The sequence below is a fragment of the Bacillus sp. FSL K6-0923 genome, from assembly GCF_038630825.1.
Taxonomy (GTDB): domain Bacteria; phylum Bacillota; class Bacilli; order Bacillales; family Bacillaceae; genus Bacillus; species Bacillus pumilus.
This window is the reverse complement of the sequence record NZ_CP152044.1, coordinates 1,284,567-1,301,942: the sequence shown is the minus strand read 5'-3', so window position 1 is coordinate 1,301,942 and position 17,376 is coordinate 1,284,567. Positions and strand designations below refer to the sequence as shown.

The following is a 17,376-nucleotide window of genomic DNA, read 5'->3' as shown; positions in this document are numbered from 1 at the left end:
GAACAGACGCTTTTATTTCAAAGCGTCTTTTGATCCTCATATCACTCTCCATCTACTTGTGCCCATTTCAAATCGATATACCCAACAGGGTGACGGACAATCCCTTTCACGCCTTCTTTTTGTAAATGGACTTGATTATAAAAATGAATCGGGATGATCGGTGCTTCTTCAATGAGAAGTGCCTCTGCATCATGAAGAATGTTGTTTCTCTTTTGCTCATCTGCTTCTTGGCTTGCCTTTTTGATCAACTGATCATAGGTATCGTTGGACCATCCTGTCCGGTTCATCGCATTCCCTGTTTGAAAGCTCTCTAGGAAATTGATCGGATCTGCATAGTCTGCTAAAAATGAACTTTGTGAGAATTGGAATTTCAGCGCCTTTTGATCTTCTGCAAATACATTGGCTTCCATGTTTGCAAGCTTCACATCTACACCTAGCGCTTCTTTCAGCTGCTGTTGGATGGCTTCAGCTTTTTTCTTGTTCTCAGGCTTTGTACTATATGTCAATGTGACGGCTGGCAGTTTTGAATAGTTCTCTTCTTTCAGCCCTTTTTCTAATAGCTTCGCAGCTTCACTCTTATCATTCTTCACAAGGTCACCGCCAGCTTCTCTGAAATCCTCGCCCTTTGAATCTAGAATGCCTGGCGAGACGAAAGCACGTGCTGGCTTCTCTTCATTTTTTGTCACATAATCCACGATATCTTGCGGGTTGATCGCCATTTGAAAAGCTTTGCGGATGTTCTTATTTTGAAAAGGTTCCATGTTTACATTCAGACGATAAAAGAACAATCCAGCCTGGTCTTCAATTTGTACATCTTTATTTTTCAGCAGATTTTCACTTTGCTCTGCTGGGACAAAGGCAGTATCTAAATCTCCTGATTGATACATTTGATAGTCTGTGTTTCGATCACTGATCATCAGCCACTTCACTTGATCCAGCTTAACTGATTTTTCATCCCAATACGTCTCACTTTTTTCCATTGTGAAGCTCTCATCATGCTTCCACTCTGTCAGCTTGAACGGTCCATTTCCGACAAAGGTTTTGGCGTCTTTTGCCCAGTTTGGGTCCTTCTTTGCTACCAGTTCATTGACAGGAAAAAAGGCAGGGTTTGCGGTCATATTTAAGAACGATTTCTGCGGATATGCTAGTGTGACCTTAAGCGTTTTGTCATTTACAGCGCTGACTTTCACGTCTTCTTTCTTTCCTTTGCCGCTGTTAAATGCCTCTCCGCCTTCAATCATGTATGCTAGGAACGATGCAGAAGAGCCTGTTTTCGGATCAAGAAGCCGCTTCCACGCATATTCAAAGTCACTCGCTTTCACTGGATCACCATTTGACCACTTGATGCCATCTCTTAAATGGAACGTATACGTTTTTCCATCCTTTGAAATCTCCCATTTTTCCGCCATTGCAGGAGATGGTTCGTGCTTTTCATTCAGTCTTGTTAATCCCTCCATTAAGTTATTGAGTCCTTGCCACGATACATTATTAAAACCAATCGGCGGATCAAACGACGTCGGTTCGTTTTCGTTATTTAAGGTTAATACTTTCTTTTCACCCTCTTTGCTTGATGATCCTTTCCCTGCTTGCTCATTGGCTGTACACCCTGCGAGCAGCATGATCGTGAACAAGCATATACTGATGATCCATCCCTTTTTTCTCATCAAAAACTCCCCCTTTGTGTTGAAGATAAAACGGTTTGATTCGCACGCTCATCTTGGAGCCAGCAATGCACTGTATGGGTAGGTGACCGCTGCGTTTCATGCGGCATGATATGATCACATACCTTCATGGCGGCAGGGCAGCGATCTGTATACGGACAGCCCTTTGGCGGAGCAAATAAATCAGGCGGGCTTCCTTCAATTGGAATGAGTTCATCTTTCATATCAAGTCTTGGAACAGATTGCAGAAGTCCTTTTGTATAAGGATGCTGCGGACTGTAAAAAATATCTCGCCTCGTTCCGACCTCCACCATTTTCCCTCCGTACATGACCGCCACTCGGTCTGCGACTTGGGCTACGACCCCTAAATCATGTGTGATTAAAATAATGGTGACCCCTGTTTTTCTCTGAATCTCTTTAAACAGCTCTAATATTTGTGCCTGTATGGTCACATCCAGTGCGGTCGTTGGTTCATCAGCAATCAGCACTTTCGGCTCGCAAATCAGTGCCATGGCAATCATGAGCCGCTGCCTCATTCCCCCGCTGAACTGATGAGGGTATTGCTTTAGCCTTTCCTTCGGCTGCGGAATGCCGACCAAATCAAGCATCCGAATGGCGGCTTCTTTCACTTCTTTATTCGTCAGCTTTTGATGCTCCTTTGCCGCCTCCATGAGCTGATCGCCGATTGTCAAGGTTGGGTTCAGTGCGGTCATGGGATCTTGGAAGATCATCGAAATATCGACACCTCGTATGGCGCGCATTTCTTTTCCAGATAATGACAGCAAATTTCGGTCTTCAAACCAGATTTCTCCCTGATCAACATGAGCGCTGTATGCTGGCAGTAGCCTCATGATACTTTGTGAAGTCACACTTTTCCCGCAGCCTGATTCTCCTACAATGGCAAGGGTTTCTTTTTCATATACATCCACATTCACTCCGCGTACCGCTCGAACTGAGCCGCCATATGTCCGAAAGCTGACGTGCAGATCGATGATTTGTAGAACTTTTTTCAAAGCGCCATCACCTCTTCATCTTCGGATCAAGCGCATCTTGCAAGCCATCACCTAAATTGTTAAAGCAAAACATCGTGAGTGAAATAAAAAACGCAGGGAAAAATAAACGCCACCAATGCCCGTTATTTGACAGCACTGTTGGCAGCGCATCATTGGCCATCACGCCCCAGCTTGCAAACGGTGCTTGAATGCCTAAACCAAGAAAGCTTAGGAACGCTTCTGCAAATATCGCGGTCGGTACAGTTAAGGTCATCTGAACGATAATCGGTCCCATCGTATTCGGCAGCAGGTTGCGGCGAATGATGCGCAGACTCTTTGCACCAAAGGTTTTTGAGGCAAGGACATATTCCTGGCTTTTCAGCTGAAGAACTTGACCTCTCACGATTCTTGCCATGCCAATCCATCCGGTGACAGTGAGCGCTACAATAATGGTGACAAGCCCTGGCCCCATCAGAACCATCAATAAAATGACAACAAGTAAATAAGGAAGACCGTAGAGCACCTCGACGATTCGCATCATGACATGGTCATATCTCCCGCCCTTATAACCGGCAATCCCTCCATAGATCACGCCGATAGCAAAATCAATCAGGGCTGCCATGACGCCTACAAATAACGAAATACGTGCCCCGTACCATGTACGCGTGAACACATCTCGTCCAAGCTCATCCGTTCCGAACCAGTGAGCAGCGGATGGCGGCAGATTTTGCATTGAAAGACGCTGCTCTGTCACGCTATTAGGTGCAAGCAATGGGCCTAATAGTGCCATGATAAAAAGAAAAATCAATACCGATAGACTAAACATCGCAAGCTTATTTTGCTTCAGTCGTCTCCATGTGTCTGCCCAATACGAAAGAGAGGGTCTTTTAATGGCATGGGCCTCCGTTTTCTTTTGCTCTCTCGGAGAAAACCATTCGTCCGGCACTTCATGATGCGGATTCGGTTGATCCTGATGCAAGTGTATACTCATGCCTTTCCTCCTTTCTGATGCAGCTGAATCCTCGGATCAAGCAGGCGATACGCCACATCAACAATGAAAAGAAGTGTGATTAAAATAATGCTGTAAAAAACAGTAGTTCCCATGATGACAGGATAATCACGGTTGTTAATACTCTCGACAAAGTATTTTCCCATGCCAGGAATCGCAAATATTTTTTCAATGACAAAACTTCCTGTTAAAATACTTGCGACAAGTGTGCCAAGAATGGTCACAACAGGCAAAAGCGCATTTCGAAGCGCATGTTTGAACACAATTTTAAAGGGAGAAAGTCCTTTTGCTTTAGCAGTGCGAATATAGTCCTGAGACAGCACTTCAATCATGCTCGATCTTGTTAACCGGGCAATAATGGCCATCGGACTAACGGCAAGAGCAATGGTTGGCAGCACCATATGCATCGGACTTGTCCACATCGCTGTAGGAAAGAGCTTCAAATTCACAGCAAGCTGCTGAATTAATAAAGTAGCAAAGATAAAGTTTGGAATGGATATACCGAAAACAGCAATGGTCATGGCGATATAATCAATCAAGCCATTGTGCCGGAGGGCAGCCATGACCCCAAGCAGGATGCCGGAGATGACAGCAATCAATATTGAGATAAGACCAAGTTCTAATGAGACTGGGAAGCCTCTCGCCAATAGATCATTGACACTTTCAGAAGGCTTTTTAATGGAAGGACCAAAATCAAAGGTAACGATGGATTTTAAATAGATGACATATTGAACATACAGTGGTTCGTCTAAGTGATAGTAGCTTTCGAGGTTTCGCTGGACCGTTTCGTTTGTATTTCGTTCTTCATTGAAAGGCGATCCTGGGATGACCTTCATTAAAATAAACGTTAACGTCGTAATTGTTAAGATCGTGGCGATCATCGCAATAAAACGCTTGAGCAAAAAGCTGGTCATCTGCCGTCTCCCCCTCGTTTAACAAAATGTTGTACGTGCGGCAAGCTCTGTCATGACAAGCATCGCTTGGTAGGCTTCTAATATATTCTCTGCTTGATACGTCACCGTTGTTGTTCCTTCTATGATGGCAGTACCTGGCATTAAATTCGCCCATTCAGCTTGTCCATAATTGGCAAATTCAATCTTCAGCAGCGGCTGATCAGGAGGCGTCAGCGGCTTGATGTAATGAATCTGTTTCATTGCGGCTTCCACTTGCTGCGAGATTTGTTGGTTGACTTTGGCAGGAGTGAGACATTTCACAGCAGATCTTGATATGGTCTCTTTTACTGCCACTGTTTTCACACCAGGCATCAGCTTTTCTGCTTCAAGTGCTGCTTGATCATCTCCGCAAACAAGAATCACCGGCACACCGTAGTAGCCTGCAACATACGCATTAAAGCCCATTTCACCAATTGGATGATCATTTATGTAAAAATGTCTGACACCAAAAATCATACTGTGGGACATCACACCTTTCATAGACGCCCTCGCATGATAGCCTAAAAAAACAGCAGCGTCATAGGATTGATCTAACCCTTGAACCATTGAATAAGGCTTGACGTCACCAGATATAAGAGATGCCTCTTCATGCAATTCTTCAATCAACAAATTATTCATTTTGGAATGACTGTCATTGACCAAGATGTCGGTTGCGCCATGCTGAAGAAGAGCCTCCACACAGGCATTCACTTCACCTGTCATGATCTTTCTGCCCCGTTCATAATTGTGCTGACGGGCATCGACAAATGTATGATCAGCTAGACCAGTAATCCCCTCCATATCGACAGATACATAGAGCTTCATCCCCATCCCCCTTTAATTAAACTTAAAATTTGTGTATATTTTTCTAAATTTTCTAAAAAATTATATGATTACTTGATTGATTTTTCAATACAATGTCTGAAAATAAGGAAATTAGACTCAGATAATACAGGTCAAAAGACTTTGTGACAAAGGATTTTTTTAACAAATAAAACACCACTAACTATGTCTTTAGTGGTGTTTGTCCGCTTCGTTAATCTGTGATTTTAGCTGTTCATATTTCTTCATGGTTTGTGTAAATAAATCATCAAACATCTGAGGTGCCTGCTTTTGAATAACATCGGCGCCTTCTCCTGTAATGCCCCCTTTTGTCGCCACTCTATCGACGGTTTCAGCAAAGGTGAGGCCTCGTTCTACAAGGACTTGACCTGTGCCTAAAAGGGCATACGTTAAAAATTCATACGCTTCCTCTAAGGAAAGTTCACTATTTCTCACAGCGGATCTCGCCATTTCTTCAAAAAGAGCAGCGATAAAACCAGGAGATGAGCTCGTCAAATTACTCGCCGCATCAAACTGGTCTTCCCCTATTTCACGTACGATACTAAAAGCTGAAAGGAGACGATGCAAACGCACCTTTTCTTCCTCTCCAGCAGTTTCACCATGCGCAACGAGGGATACGCCCGTTCCAACAGCTGACGTGAGCGTTGGGATGTATCTGGAAATTGGGTGAGTCGTATGCTTTGATAACTTGTCTAACGTCACAGCCGCGGCTACTGACACAATATGAACCGATTTGGCTGCTGAAGGCAGTTGATCGAGTACATCAAGTACAGCAAGCGGCGGCACGCAGATAAAAAGTACATCACATGACGCAGAAAGTTCGTCTAATGAGCAGATGTTTATTTCTTGATGCTTGTCTTTGAGTTGAAGCAGGCGGTCCGTTTCACTTCTTGTATGGATCATGATTTGATGGGCATTGAGCACTTCTTTTTCCAGCCATTTTTGCACCATCATATCAGCCATGCTTCCATATCCAATGATTCCAATTTTCTCCACAGTTTAATCTCCTCTATTTGGCTTAGATTCACTACTTATTTTAACAATTTCCCACAATGTTTTCATTTTTATCCCACACTTTTTTCTTACGATAAAGCCAATCACCACACATAAGGTCATCCCACCTCGAACCATACATGAAAAATTGAAGAAAGAGAGTGATTCGAATGACACATCACAAACATGAAAACCAACCTTCTCATGAGATTCAAACAATGAAGCAGCCACAAAAACAAAAGAAGAAGCCAAACAGCTGGTTTAAGCCATTTGTTAGCGGCATTGTAGGCGGCATACTAGCGTTAGGTGTGTATGTCCTTACGCCATATGCCCAGCACGCATCAAACAACACAGCAAGCGATTCTGCTGCAAAAACAGAAGCTGTATCAACAAATGATACAAGTGCCAGTTCGTCAAAAACAACTGCTGTCCAAACATCACATTCATCAAGCAGTATCTCAAGCATGGTCGAAGATGTATCGCCAGCCATTGTCGGCATTACAAACTATCAAGCGCAAAGTCAAACAGACATGGGCTTTGGCGATTTCAATACGCCTTTTGATGAATCACAGCAAAATAAAAGCAGTCAAGAGGAAAAAACCGGTACAGGCTCAGGAGTGATTTTCAAAAAATCCGGCAGCAAAGCCTATATCTTAACAAACAACCACGTCATTGAAGGGGCAAATAAACTCACAGTATCCTTGCACGATGGCAAAACCGCCAAAGGTAAATTGGTCGGAGCTGACCCGCTGACTGACCTAGCAGTTGTAGAAATTAGCAGCAGTCATGTAACGAAGGTCGCGGCATTAGGCGATTCCTCCTCGCTGCGTGCTGGGGAAACTGTCATCGCGATCGGAAACCCGCTTGGTGAAGATCTATCAAGAACCGTGACCCAAGGAATTGTCAGCGGTGTCGACCGAACAGTTTCGATGAACACATCAGCAGGCGAAAGCAGCATTAATGTGATTCAAACAGATGCAGCTATTAACCCAGGAAACAGCGGCGGACCACTTCTTACGACAGATGGAAAGGTTGTGGGGATCACGAGTATGAAAATTTCTGAAACAGGTGTTGAAGGTATTGGATTCGCACTTCCAATCAATGATGTCAAACCAATCGCCGATCAGCTTCTCGCAAAAGGAAAGATTGAACGTCCATATATCGGCATCAGCATGCTGGATCTCGACCAAGTCCCAGACATATATCAGAAAGAAACACTCGGTCTCAAAAACAGTCAGCTTGATCAAGGCGTATACATCAAAGAAATCGCCGCAGGCTCACCTGCCGCCAAAGCCGGCTTAAAGTCTGAGGATGTCATTACCGCCATCAATAGGAAACAAATCAAAACCGGAAGTGAATTACGTCATGAACTATACACGAATACGAAAGTTGGAGACACCGTAAACATCACACTCATTCGAAACGGAAAAGAAGAAACGAAGAAGGTGACATTAACACAAAATGAATCTAAGCAGGTAAGTTCCTAATGCAAAAGAAAAAGGGCTAAAATCATCTTGATTTCAGCCCTTTTTTCTTCTTTTTAGCGTGATAGAAAGCCTCATGATCTACTTTTTATAATGACTGAATTGGCGTTAATCTCTGCTCAATTTCTGCTCGTTTGTGCTCTAGAAATGGAGGAAGGGCTAATTGATCGCCAAGCTCATCTACTCCTTCGTCCACTGTAAACCCAGGACCATCTGTTGAGATTTCAAATAAGATACCATTCGGTTCTCTAAAGTAAAGGGCTTTAAAGTAGAAACGTTCCACAACACCAGAGTTCGTGAAGCCTGCTTTTGATATTTTGTCATACCATTTTTCCAGTTCCTCAGCATCTTCCACGCGAAAGGCTACGTGATGCACACTTCCTCTGCCTGAACGCTCAGAAGGTCCTTCCGTTTTTTCGATCACATGAATTTCTGTTCCAGCACCGCCATTTCCTGACTCAAAAATGGTCACGATCTCACCATCGTTTGATTGTTCACGCGCTCTTTCGGTAAAGCCAAGGATGTCTGTTAAAACACGGATCGTTTTGTCCGCTTCTGCAACAGTTAATTCCACTGGCCCCAAACCTCTAATGGCGAACTCTGCCGGAATATCATCATGCACTGGCGGTGAGCCTGCTTCTTGTGCGTTCGGTTCTACTGTTAAAAATAGCTGCTGCCCCTCTGGATCTTGAAAGCGCAAGGCAGGTCTACCCCCTCTTAAGGAAGCCGTTTCTTGCTGCACGCCTGTCTCTTCAAAACGCTTTTCCCAAAATGAAAGTGCTTCTTCAGAAGAAACGAGAAGGCCTGTGCTTGTGATGGCATTTGTTCCTTTCAAACGGCGGGCGAGCATTGGAATTTCAAAGAAGGTGAGCTCCGTTCCCGGTGAAGCGACCTCATCTCCATAAAATAAGTGATACATAGATGGGTCATCCTGATTGACCGTTTTCTTTACAAGTTTTAAGCCAAGAATCTGGCGGTAGAAATCAACATTCTTTTGAGCATTGGCTGTTAATGCAGATACGTGGTGAATCCCATTGATTTTCATTATATTCACTCCTATTTCAAAATATCTCGAATTCAAGATAATATCCTTATGAATAAAATAGGTCATTTTTCAAGAAAAGTCAACCATTTGGCTAGATGTTCGGTTTCTAACGATAAATTAACATTAAATCAAAAATAATCTTTTATCGTTCGTTTTTAACGAAACATTTACCCTGTTTTCTCCAATAAACGAACACTTTTAAATACAAATACGAAAATCAGAAAATTTTTTTAATTCTTGTTTTCCTAAAATCGTATTACAATGAACAAAATACATGTCACAGTAACGTACGAAAGTGATGCAGGAGGTCGTGTGTAATGAACAAAGAACAACCAGCGTTAAAACAGGACATCGGCTTATTTTTCGCCCTATCTCTTGTCATCGGGACGATTATCGGGTCCGGCGTCTTTATGAAGCCAGGCAACGTCCTTTCCTATTCAGGAAGCTCAGATATCGCATTATTCGCTTGGCTGCTAGGTGGCATTTTAACTCTTGCAGGCGGACTCACTGTTGCTGAAATTGGCACACAAATCCCTCGGACTGGCGGATTGTATGCCTACCTTGAAGAAGTGTATGGTGAGTTTTGGGGCTATTTATGCGGCTGGGTACAGATTATCATTTACGGGCCTGCCATCATCGGTGCACTTGGTCTTTATTTTGGTTCATTGTTAGCCAATTTATTTTCTCTTTCTTCTTTATGGTCGACTACAATCGGCATTATCACTGTTTTATTTTTATGTTTAATTAACATTATGGGAACAAAATACGGCGGTTTTGTACAAGGACTGACCACCATCGGAAAGCTTGTCCCGATTGCCGCTATTATTGTGTTTGGCTTATGGAAAGGAAACGAAAATATTTTGATGGCAGTCAACGATAGTATCGCTCAAATGAACTTTGGTGCAGCGATTTTGGCTACGTTGTTTGCTTATGATGGCTGGATATTGCTTGCAGCACTTGGCGGTGAAATGAAAAACCCAGAGAAGCTACTGCCTCGCGCAATGGCAGGCGGGATTTTAATCGTCACGGCTTGTTATCTCTTTATTAATGTTGCTCTTTTGCACGTGTTACCAGCAGATCAAATCGTACAGCTTGGAGAAAATGCGACAAGTACTGCTGCGACAATGCTCTTTGGACCAATCGGCGGTAAGGTGATTAGTATCGGCATCATCATTAGTATCTTTGGCTGTTTAAACGGAAAGGTTCTTTCATTCCCACGTGTGATTTTCGCGATGGCAGAGCGAAAGCAAATTCCTTTCGCAAACGCGATTTCGCGTATTCACCCTACATTTAAAACACCGTGGATTGCGGTATTTGTACAAATTTTGATCGCCATTGTATTTATGATCGTCAGCAATCCAGAAAAACTGTCAGAGGTTTCGATTTTCATGATCTACATCTTTTATGTCATGGCCTTTTTCGCAGTCTTTAAACTGAGAAAACAAAACAAAGGAATGGAGCGTGCTTATAGCGTACCACTTTACCCGCTCACTCCAATCGTTGCAATTATCGGTTCTTTATTCGTTTTAATCAGCACCATGATCACCGACTGGAAGAGCTGTCTCATCTCCATGCTGATCGGAATTGCTGGACTGCCTATTTATTATTATATGAAAAAAGCACATAAAAAAGCAGAGCGCTAATCAGCTCTGCTTTTTTCTTTCTTCAAAGCGTGATAGAAAACCTTTGCTTTCTAGAAAGAACGAGCATCCAAGCGCAGACCTGTCAAAGAATGCGAGGTTTTGTCTAAACGCTAGTGCTCTGCTATTTTTTATATTGCTTAATCACTTTGTATGATTCGTTTAAATATCTCATGAGCCGGTATGGCTTACTAAGCACGCGGATTGGGAGTCTTGAGATAAATCCATTCAAATTCGCCTTATATTCCTGCGTCATCCGTTTTGGCTTTGTCGCAATTTTTTCGTATACTTCTTTGTAAAATTCCTTCATGATGTCGACTTGCACACTGATCTTCTGATGACACTCTGTACACTCAACGCTTTTCATCTGATCATTCACATAAACGATGCTGTGGAGGGTCTCTTCTTGGCACCGAGTACAATGTAGGTTCGCTTCCATTTCGGTTTTCTTCAAGATACACAGCTCCTTTCTCGTTTGATGTTGCTCTTTTTATACAATTCGATGGCTATGAGCCGTTTATTGGACGGAAGCTTCCTTTAAAATGGCTGCCGCCGTTAGTTCGTCTGTCACCAGCACTTGAATAAATCCGCCATTTAAAGCCCCTAAAATACTTTCAGCTTTATGGGTTCCTTCTACAACAGCGATGACCGTTTTGACGCTCTTTAACTGCTCCAGTGATAAACCAATGACCTTTTGATTCAGTTCATCTTGGACAGGTTTGCCTTGACCGTCAAAGAAACGAAAGCCAATATCACCTACAGCCCCTGATTGCCTTAAACCAGATAAATCCTCTTCTTTTAAGTAACCAACTGTTTTTAACGTTGAACCTTTATGCGGGTTGCCAATACCGATGAGGGCAATGTCGACATTTTTACCTTCTTCAAGCACAGCTTCTATATCCTGCATTGCCATAAGCCGCTCTTTTAATTCTTCTGTTTCTAAAATCGCCGGGGCATATAAATAGGAACACGTGCCATTCATTTTCTTTGCCAGCTCATATGCCAGCTGATTGGCATGAATGTCGACTGCCTGCCTGCCCATTCCACCCTCTAATGGAATGACCTTCACATCGTTTCTTCGCTCGAACGGGTATTCCTTTACAAGCTCAGCTAGCGTAGTTCCCCATGAAATGCCGATTTTCTCCGCATCTTTCATGTTTTTAGATAAATAATAGGCGCCAGCTTGACCGACGGCACGTTTCACCATCTCAGACATTGTCCCGACACTTGGGACAACAACAGCATCTGTTAATTGAAAAGTTGTTTCTAGCTGCTTTTCCAGTTCCACCGTGTGAATACTTTCGTCTTTAATGTACACCTCAACGATTCCCACATCTTTTGCTTTTTGTAAGAGCTTTGAAATGACTGGTCTCGAGACATTGAGCTTTTTTGCGATTTCCTGCTGCGTCCACCCGTCTGTATAATAAAGATGAGCAACTTTGACGAGCTGTCGTCTTTCTTCCCAATTCAGCATGTGACATCATCCTTTTAATATACTATGATTCCCAGTATACCAAACATTCGTTTCTAATTGGAACAATTGTTACGAAAATGACAAAAAGAGCGATTACCTCTCCGCTCTTTTTCCCTCCGTATATTTTGGCTGATACGTTCTCCCGCCGTCTAACAGGATAATTTGTCCGTGCAAATAGCTTCCCTCGTCACTTGTAAGAAATAAAGTGAGTCCTGCAATATCGTCTGGTCTTCCTAATCTTCCGACAGGAATGAGCGATTGCAGCTGCCTTTTCTCCACCTCAGTAGGATAGAGCGTATCAAGCATTTGAGATTCAATTACGCGGGGGGCAATCACATTGATACGCACATGGTGCGCCCCTAATTCCTTTACGAGCGAACGCATCAGACCAAAAGCACCTGCTTTTGAGGCGTAATACTGAATTCCGCCGCCTGAGCCAGTTATAGCAGATCCTGATCCAATCATGACAATGCTTCCTTCTTGCCGCTCACATATATAAGGTGCTGACGCTTTGATGCAATAATAAAGACCATACAAGTTCACAGCCAGTGTCTTTTTCCAAAGTGAAAAATCGACTTCTAAAAAAGGAAGTGATTTTGTCATCCCTGCTGAATACACAAGATGAGCAATGCCGCCTAGCTCCCTTTCAGCTGCTGAGATCATCTGCTGGACACTTTCCCACGATGAAACGTCAGCTTGAAATGTCAGCAGCTCAGAATGCTGTTTTTTTAAAAGTGAAAGTCCTTGTTCATCTATATCAGACACAGCCACTCTGTGTCCTTCTTTTAAAAAACGCTCGGCAATTTCCTTTCCTATCCCTTGGGCACCGCCAACGATGAGAACTGGTTTTTGATCATTAGCCAGCACTCTCACCCCCATCAAGCATAATCGCTGCACCATCTGTAAATGCGCCATATGATGTACTTAAAAAGACCGTCATATGGGCCACAGTCTCCTTGATTTGCTCTGTGTTAGGAATCAAATGGAGAGGCGGCGGTAATAAGGCGAGCACCCGAATGCCTTTGTCTTTAAATTCTCGCGCCAGCCCTTTTGTCATGGCATTCAGCATAGAATTCGATGTCGCATGTGAAATCCCGCCATCACCTGTGATACTGCCTGATGACGATATATTAATAATACAGCCTTTCTTCTGGTCAACCATGTGCCATACGGCAGCTTGACTGGAAAGAAAGACAGTATTCACAGCTGTTTCCACTTCGTCCATCCATTCATTAGGGTGAGTGGCATCAAGCTCCGCTTCCGTTCCTTGCGCTGCTTGATTGACCAAAATATCCAGTTTCCCGCACGTATCGATCACTTGCCTCAGCATACGCGTGGCATCACGCGGCGTCTCCAGCGGGTTCATGATGATACTCGCCTGACCACCCATTTTTTGAATGTCTTCACAAATGGTTCTAGCCTTTGATTCATCATGAAATGTGTGTAAAAAAACATGTGCACCTGCCCGGGCTAAAGCCAGGCAGATGGCTTCTCCAAACCCATCTGTGCTACCTGTCACAAGTGCCGCTTTCTGATGAAGCTGGACGTGCACATGCATCTCCTCCCTATCCCTTGTTTAGCATTTATTTTCTCAGCTTACTCACGATCTCAAGAGCTGCTTCATAAAAACCTTCTGAGATGGTCGGATGCGGATGAATCATTTTCGCCATCTCTTCTGCTGTTCCTTCTAAATACATAAAGGAAGAAGCTTCTGAAATCATCTCTGTGACATGCGGACCAACCATCGTTGCGCCGATCACTTCACCATATGCTGTATCGTACACCAATTTAATAAAGCCTGTTTGAACACCTGCCGCTAACGCTTTACCACTTGCCGCTAAATCAAATCGTTCTGTTTGTACGCTGAGCCCTTTGGCTTTTGCCTCTTTCTCCGTTAGGCCGACACTTGCCACCTCTGGTAATGTATAAATACATCTAGGCATAATATCTGCATTCATTTTTTCAGGCACGCCGCAAATATTGCTGACCGCAACAGCAGCCTCTGCCATCGCCGCATGAGCCAGCTGATAACCGCCGGCGACATCCCCAACTGCGTATACACCATCAGCACTTGTCTGCATCTGATCATTCACCTTGATAAACGGACCATCGAGCTGAAGATCAAGCTGGCTAACAGCTGATACATTCGGTTTTCTTCCAACGCAGACAAGCAGTCTTTCCGCTGTAAAGATGTGTGTCTCCCCTTTATCATCTGTTGCATGAACCGCTTTGACTCCTTCGCTTTCCGTCAACTCTGTCACAGTGGTCTTCTTCGCAATATGGATGCCCTTTTTCTTGAGTTCTCTTTCTAGCAGCTTAGATGCTTCTTCATCCTCTTGTGGGATAATGGACGGTGCCGCTTCAATAATGGTGACTTTTGATTGAAGACTTTGGAAGATACAAGCAAGTTCAAGACCAATGACACCTCCGCCAATAATGACGACAGAAGCAGGAATATCTGGGATGTCAAAGATTGTATCACTTGTATCAAATGAAATATCCTTAAGCCCCGGTATTGGCGGAATGGCCGGTGAAGATCCAGTAGCAATGATTAACTCTTTCGTTTCAATCGATTCTGATCCACCTTGATTTTCTATTTCAATCCGATGCTTGGTCACCGCTGTGCCTCTGCCGTTATATACATCAATCTTTCCTTGCTTTAATAAAAAGGCGATTCCACCTCTGAGCTTTTCAATGACGTCATCTTTGCGCTTTCTCATTTTATCGAAGGAAAGGATCATGTCACCTGTTTCGATTCCCCAGCTTTTCGCCTTCTCGATTGATTCAATGACTTCTGCATGTTTCAGCAGGGTCTTTGAAGGGATACAGCCTCGATTTAAACAAGTACCGCCTAGAAAATCCTCCTCAATCAAAGCAACCTTCCGTCCGCGCTCAGCCGCTTGAAGGGCGGCAGTATACCCGCCAGGCCCTCCGCCAATGACTGTCAGATCATACGTTTTCGTCATCCGATTCATCTCCTACATTAGCAATTCAAATGGTTGTTCAAGCACTTTTTTAAGGTCTGTTAAAAAGGCAGCTGCTGGTGCGCCATCTACCACTCGGTGATCAAACGATAAACTGACACCCATCATTGGCCGCACCTGAATTTCTCCATCCACTGCAACAGGCTTATCTTGAATCCGTCCTACTCCTAAAATCGCCACTTCCGGCTGATTAATGATCGGGGTAAAGGTATCAATGGCATACATGCCTAAGTTACTAATCGTAAAAGTGGACCCTTTCAGCTGGTCCGGAAGCAGCTTTTGATCGCGTGCGTTTCGGCCAATTTCTTTCGCTTCTTTTGTTAGTTGTTTTAATCCTTTTTGATTCGCATGAGAAATGACTGGTACCATCAAGCCGTCTTTCACTGCAACAGCAAGACCAATGTGTACATCCTCATGGAAATGGAGCTCATTTTGTTCAAATGTCATATTGATCTGCGGGTGGCGCGTGAGTACATGGCTGACCGCATGAATGATGATTTCTGTGAACGACAACCGGTAGCCTGTCTCTTTTTCAATCGCCGGGAGTAGCTGCTGACGCACTTCTTTTGCTTTCGTCATATCAATTTCACTTGTTAATGTGACGTGCGGTGCTGTAAAGGCACTTTGTGACATGCGATCAGCAATCACTTTTCTCATGCCAGCTAATTTTTGTGTTTTCACAGGCGATGCCTCTGCTGTTTGCGTTGCTGCTTGTACGTCACTCTTCATGATCTTGCCGTGAGCGCCAGATCCAGAAACTGCTGCTAAATCGATTCCTTCACGAGCAGCGACTTTTTCTGCAAGTGGTGAGACGCGTCGGTCTTTCTCACTAGATTGAACGACTGCCTCGACGTCCCGCTTTTGGACTCTGCCTTTTGGTCCTGTGCCAGATACCTCTTGAATCACCACATGATGATCCTTTGCCGTTTTTCTCGCTGCGGGCGTGGCACGTACTTTTTCATCAGATGTTTTTGGGGCTTCAGTAGAACTGGATGAAGACGAGGCTGGTGAAGATGATTCGCTGCTTTCTGAGGAATCCTCATCTGCCTGTGCTGGCGGCTCGCTTGGCACCTGTTCATTTGCCTCTCCGATATATCCAATAACAGCATTGACTGGAATTTGATCATCAGCTTCGTAGTATTTTTTTAGAAAAATGCCGTCATCATAGGCTTCCACCTCGATGTTGATCTTGTCTGTCATAATTTCAAAAAGAGGCTCACCGATTTCAACCGAATCTCCTTCTTCTTTAAACCATTGAAGCAAGGTTCCGATCTCCATCGTACTGCTTAGCTTCGGCATAAATATCTCTTTTGGCATGATCTTCTCCCCTTTATTTAAGAGCGTGCAAGCTCTTTTACTGCTTCAATAATATCTGGCACTTGTGGAATGACCGCTTTTTCCAGTGTCGGGTTGTATGGTATTGGAACTGCAAGGCCGCCAAGTCGTTTAATCGGCGCATCTAAGTAGTCAAACGCTTCACTTTCCGCTATCATACTTGCAATCTCTCCGCCGTAGCCGCCTCGTTTGACCGCCTCATGAACCACGATACATTTACCCGTTTTCTTCACAGATTCGATAATGGTTTCTTCATCTAATGGGACGAGTGTTCTTGGGTCAATGATTTCAACATCGATTCCCTCTGCTTCTAGTTCCTTCGCCGCTTCTAATGCTTTGTGTACCATAATCGCTGTTACTACAATTGTGACGTCCTTCCCGCTTCTTTTCACATCAGCTTTCCCTAAAGGAATCGAATAAGGCTCTTCAGGCACTTCGCCGATTGTTTTATATAAAAGCTTGTGCTCGTAGAAAATGACAGGGTTGTCATCATCCATTGCTGCTTTTAAAAGTCCTTTGGCATCATAAGCTGTTGAAGGCTGAACCACCTTTAATCCCGGAATATGAGCCATCCACGCTTCTAAGCTTTGTGAATGCTGCGCTGCGGCACCCGTTCCTGATCCTGCTGGTGTTCTCACAACAAGTGGTACTTTTCCTTTTCCACCAAACATGTATCGTGTTTTAGCTGCTTGGTTTACAAGCTGATCCATTGCGATTGTAATAAAGTCAGAGAATTGAAGCTCTAAAATCGGACGCATACCTGTCAAAGCCGCTCCGACTGCACCTCCTGCGATGGCGGCCTCAGAGATTGGTGTATTGCGTACGCGCTCTGGACCGAACTCTTCAATCATACCGCGCGTGACCCCAAAAGCACCGCCATATACGCCGATATCCTCACCTAAAATAAATACATCTTGGTTCTCTCTCATTTCCTGACTCATAGCCTCTCGAACGGCTTCTAAATATGAAATCTCTCTCACTGTT

General features: G+C 43.9%; 16 protein-coding genes. 2 read left to right on the top strand and 14 right to left on the bottom strand.

Going from position 1 to position 17,376, the window contains the following annotated elements; translation table 11 throughout:
* Positions 1–41: 41 nt before the first annotated feature.
* The 6 genes from MHI16_RS06500 to proG all read right to left on the bottom strand — a co-directional run bounded on the left by MHI16_RS06500 (position 42) and on the right by proG (position 6,433).
* The gene (locus MHI16_RS06500) at positions 42–1,664 is read right to left on the bottom strand and encodes a peptide ABC transporter substrate-binding protein (RefSeq protein WP_058014206.1); all 1,623 of its coding nucleotides are present in this window, start codon (positions 1,662–1,664) and stop codon (positions 42–44) included.
* Complete coding sequence (locus MHI16_RS06495) at positions 1,664–2,674, bottom strand: ABC transporter ATP-binding protein (protein WP_268466995.1); 1,011 nt, start codon at positions 2,672–2,674, stop codon at positions 1,664–1,666. Before MHI16_RS06495 ends, MHI16_RS06500 begins: the two co-directional genes overlap by 1 nt.
* A gap of 7 nt (positions 2,675–2,681) precedes the next feature.
* Positions 2,682–3,644 carry an ABC transporter permease gene (locus MHI16_RS06490; RefSeq protein WP_268466993.1) on the bottom strand — a complete coding sequence of 321 codons (963 nt, stop codon included), beginning with the start codon at positions 3,642–3,644 and terminating at the stop codon, positions 2,682–2,684.
* On the bottom strand, positions 3,641–4,576 hold the full coding sequence (locus tag MHI16_RS06485; RefSeq protein WP_003211100.1) for an ABC transporter permease: 936 nt from the start codon (positions 4,574–4,576) through the stop codon (positions 3,641–3,643). The genes MHI16_RS06490 and MHI16_RS06485 overlap by 4 nt, the downstream gene beginning before the upstream one ends.
* 18 nt (positions 4,577–4,594) lie before the next feature.
* Complete coding sequence (locus MHI16_RS06480; RefSeq protein WP_058014209.1) at positions 4,595–5,419, bottom strand: M55 family metallopeptidase; 825 nt, start codon at positions 5,417–5,419, stop codon at positions 4,595–4,597.
* 189 nt (positions 5,420–5,608) lie between these two features.
* Positions 5,609–6,433: a pyrroline-5-carboxylate reductase ProG gene (gene proG, locus MHI16_RS06475; RefSeq protein ID WP_058014210.1), complete on the bottom strand. Its 825-nt coding sequence runs from the start codon at positions 6,431–6,433 to the stop codon at positions 5,609–5,611.
* A gap of 167 nt (positions 6,434–6,600) precedes the next feature.
* Here proG and MHI16_RS06470 point away from each other — a divergent pair, with 167 nt between their 5' ends.
* Positions 6,601–7,917: a trypsin-like peptidase domain-containing protein gene (locus MHI16_RS06470; protein ID WP_058014211.1), complete on the top strand. Its 1,317-nt coding sequence runs from the start codon at positions 6,601–6,603 to the stop codon at positions 7,915–7,917.
* 85 nt (positions 7,918–8,002) lie between these two features.
* Here MHI16_RS06470 and MHI16_RS06465 read toward each other — a convergent pair whose 3' ends face one another.
* Positions 8,003–8,959, bottom strand: a complete 957-nt coding sequence (locus tag MHI16_RS06465; protein WP_058014212.1) for a ring-cleaving dioxygenase — start codon at positions 8,957–8,959, stop codon at positions 8,003–8,005.
* A gap of 317 nt (positions 8,960–9,276) precedes the next feature.
* Here MHI16_RS06465 and MHI16_RS06460 point away from each other — a divergent pair, with 317 nt between their 5' ends.
* Entirely contained in the window at positions 9,277–10,602 is a 1,326-nt protein-coding gene (locus MHI16_RS06460) for an amino acid permease (protein ID WP_058014213.1), read from the top strand.
* Positions 10,603–10,723: 121 nt separating this feature from the next.
* Here MHI16_RS06460 and MHI16_RS06455 read toward each other — a convergent pair whose 3' ends face one another.
* From MHI16_RS06455 to MHI16_RS06425, 7 genes are all read right to left on the bottom strand, one after another.
* On the bottom strand, positions 10,724–11,053 hold the full coding sequence (locus MHI16_RS06455; RefSeq protein ID WP_008358910.1) for a hypothetical protein: 330 nt from the start codon (positions 11,051–11,053) through the stop codon (positions 10,724–10,726).
* A gap of 63 nt (positions 11,054–11,116) precedes the next feature.
* Positions 11,117–12,073, bottom strand: coding sequence for a sugar-binding transcriptional regulator (locus tag MHI16_RS06450; protein ID WP_058014214.1), 957 nt, complete (start codon positions 12,071–12,073; stop codon positions 11,117–11,119).
* A 93-nt stretch (positions 12,074–12,166) separates the two neighbouring features.
* The gene (locus MHI16_RS06445; protein WP_058014215.1) at positions 12,167–12,952 is read right to left on the bottom strand and encodes an SDR family oxidoreductase; all 786 of its coding nucleotides are present in this window, start codon (positions 12,950–12,952) and stop codon (positions 12,167–12,169) included.
* Positions 12,930–13,631, bottom strand: a complete 702-nt coding sequence (locus MHI16_RS06440) for an SDR family NAD(P)-dependent oxidoreductase (protein ID WP_235567019.1) — start codon at positions 13,629–13,631, stop codon at positions 12,930–12,932. Before MHI16_RS06440 ends, MHI16_RS06445 begins: the two co-directional genes overlap by 23 nt.
* A 25-nt stretch (positions 13,632–13,656) precedes the next feature.
* Positions 13,657–15,039 (bottom strand): dihydrolipoyl dehydrogenase, encoded by a 1,383-nt coding sequence (lpdA, locus tag MHI16_RS06435; RefSeq protein ID WP_058014217.1) that lies wholly within the window; start codon positions 15,037–15,039, stop codon positions 13,657–13,659.
* A 12-nt stretch (positions 15,040–15,051) separates the two neighbouring features.
* Positions 15,052–16,374 (bottom strand): dihydrolipoamide acetyltransferase family protein, encoded by a 1,323-nt coding sequence (locus MHI16_RS06430; RefSeq protein WP_058014218.1) that lies wholly within the window; start codon positions 16,372–16,374, stop codon positions 15,052–15,054.
* 17 nt (positions 16,375–16,391) lie between these two features.
* The gene (locus MHI16_RS06425) at positions 16,392–17,372 is read right to left on the bottom strand and encodes an alpha-ketoacid dehydrogenase subunit beta (RefSeq protein WP_058014492.1); all 981 of its coding nucleotides are present in this window, start codon (positions 17,370–17,372) and stop codon (positions 16,392–16,394) included.
* Positions 17,373–17,376: the final 4 nt, after the last annotated feature.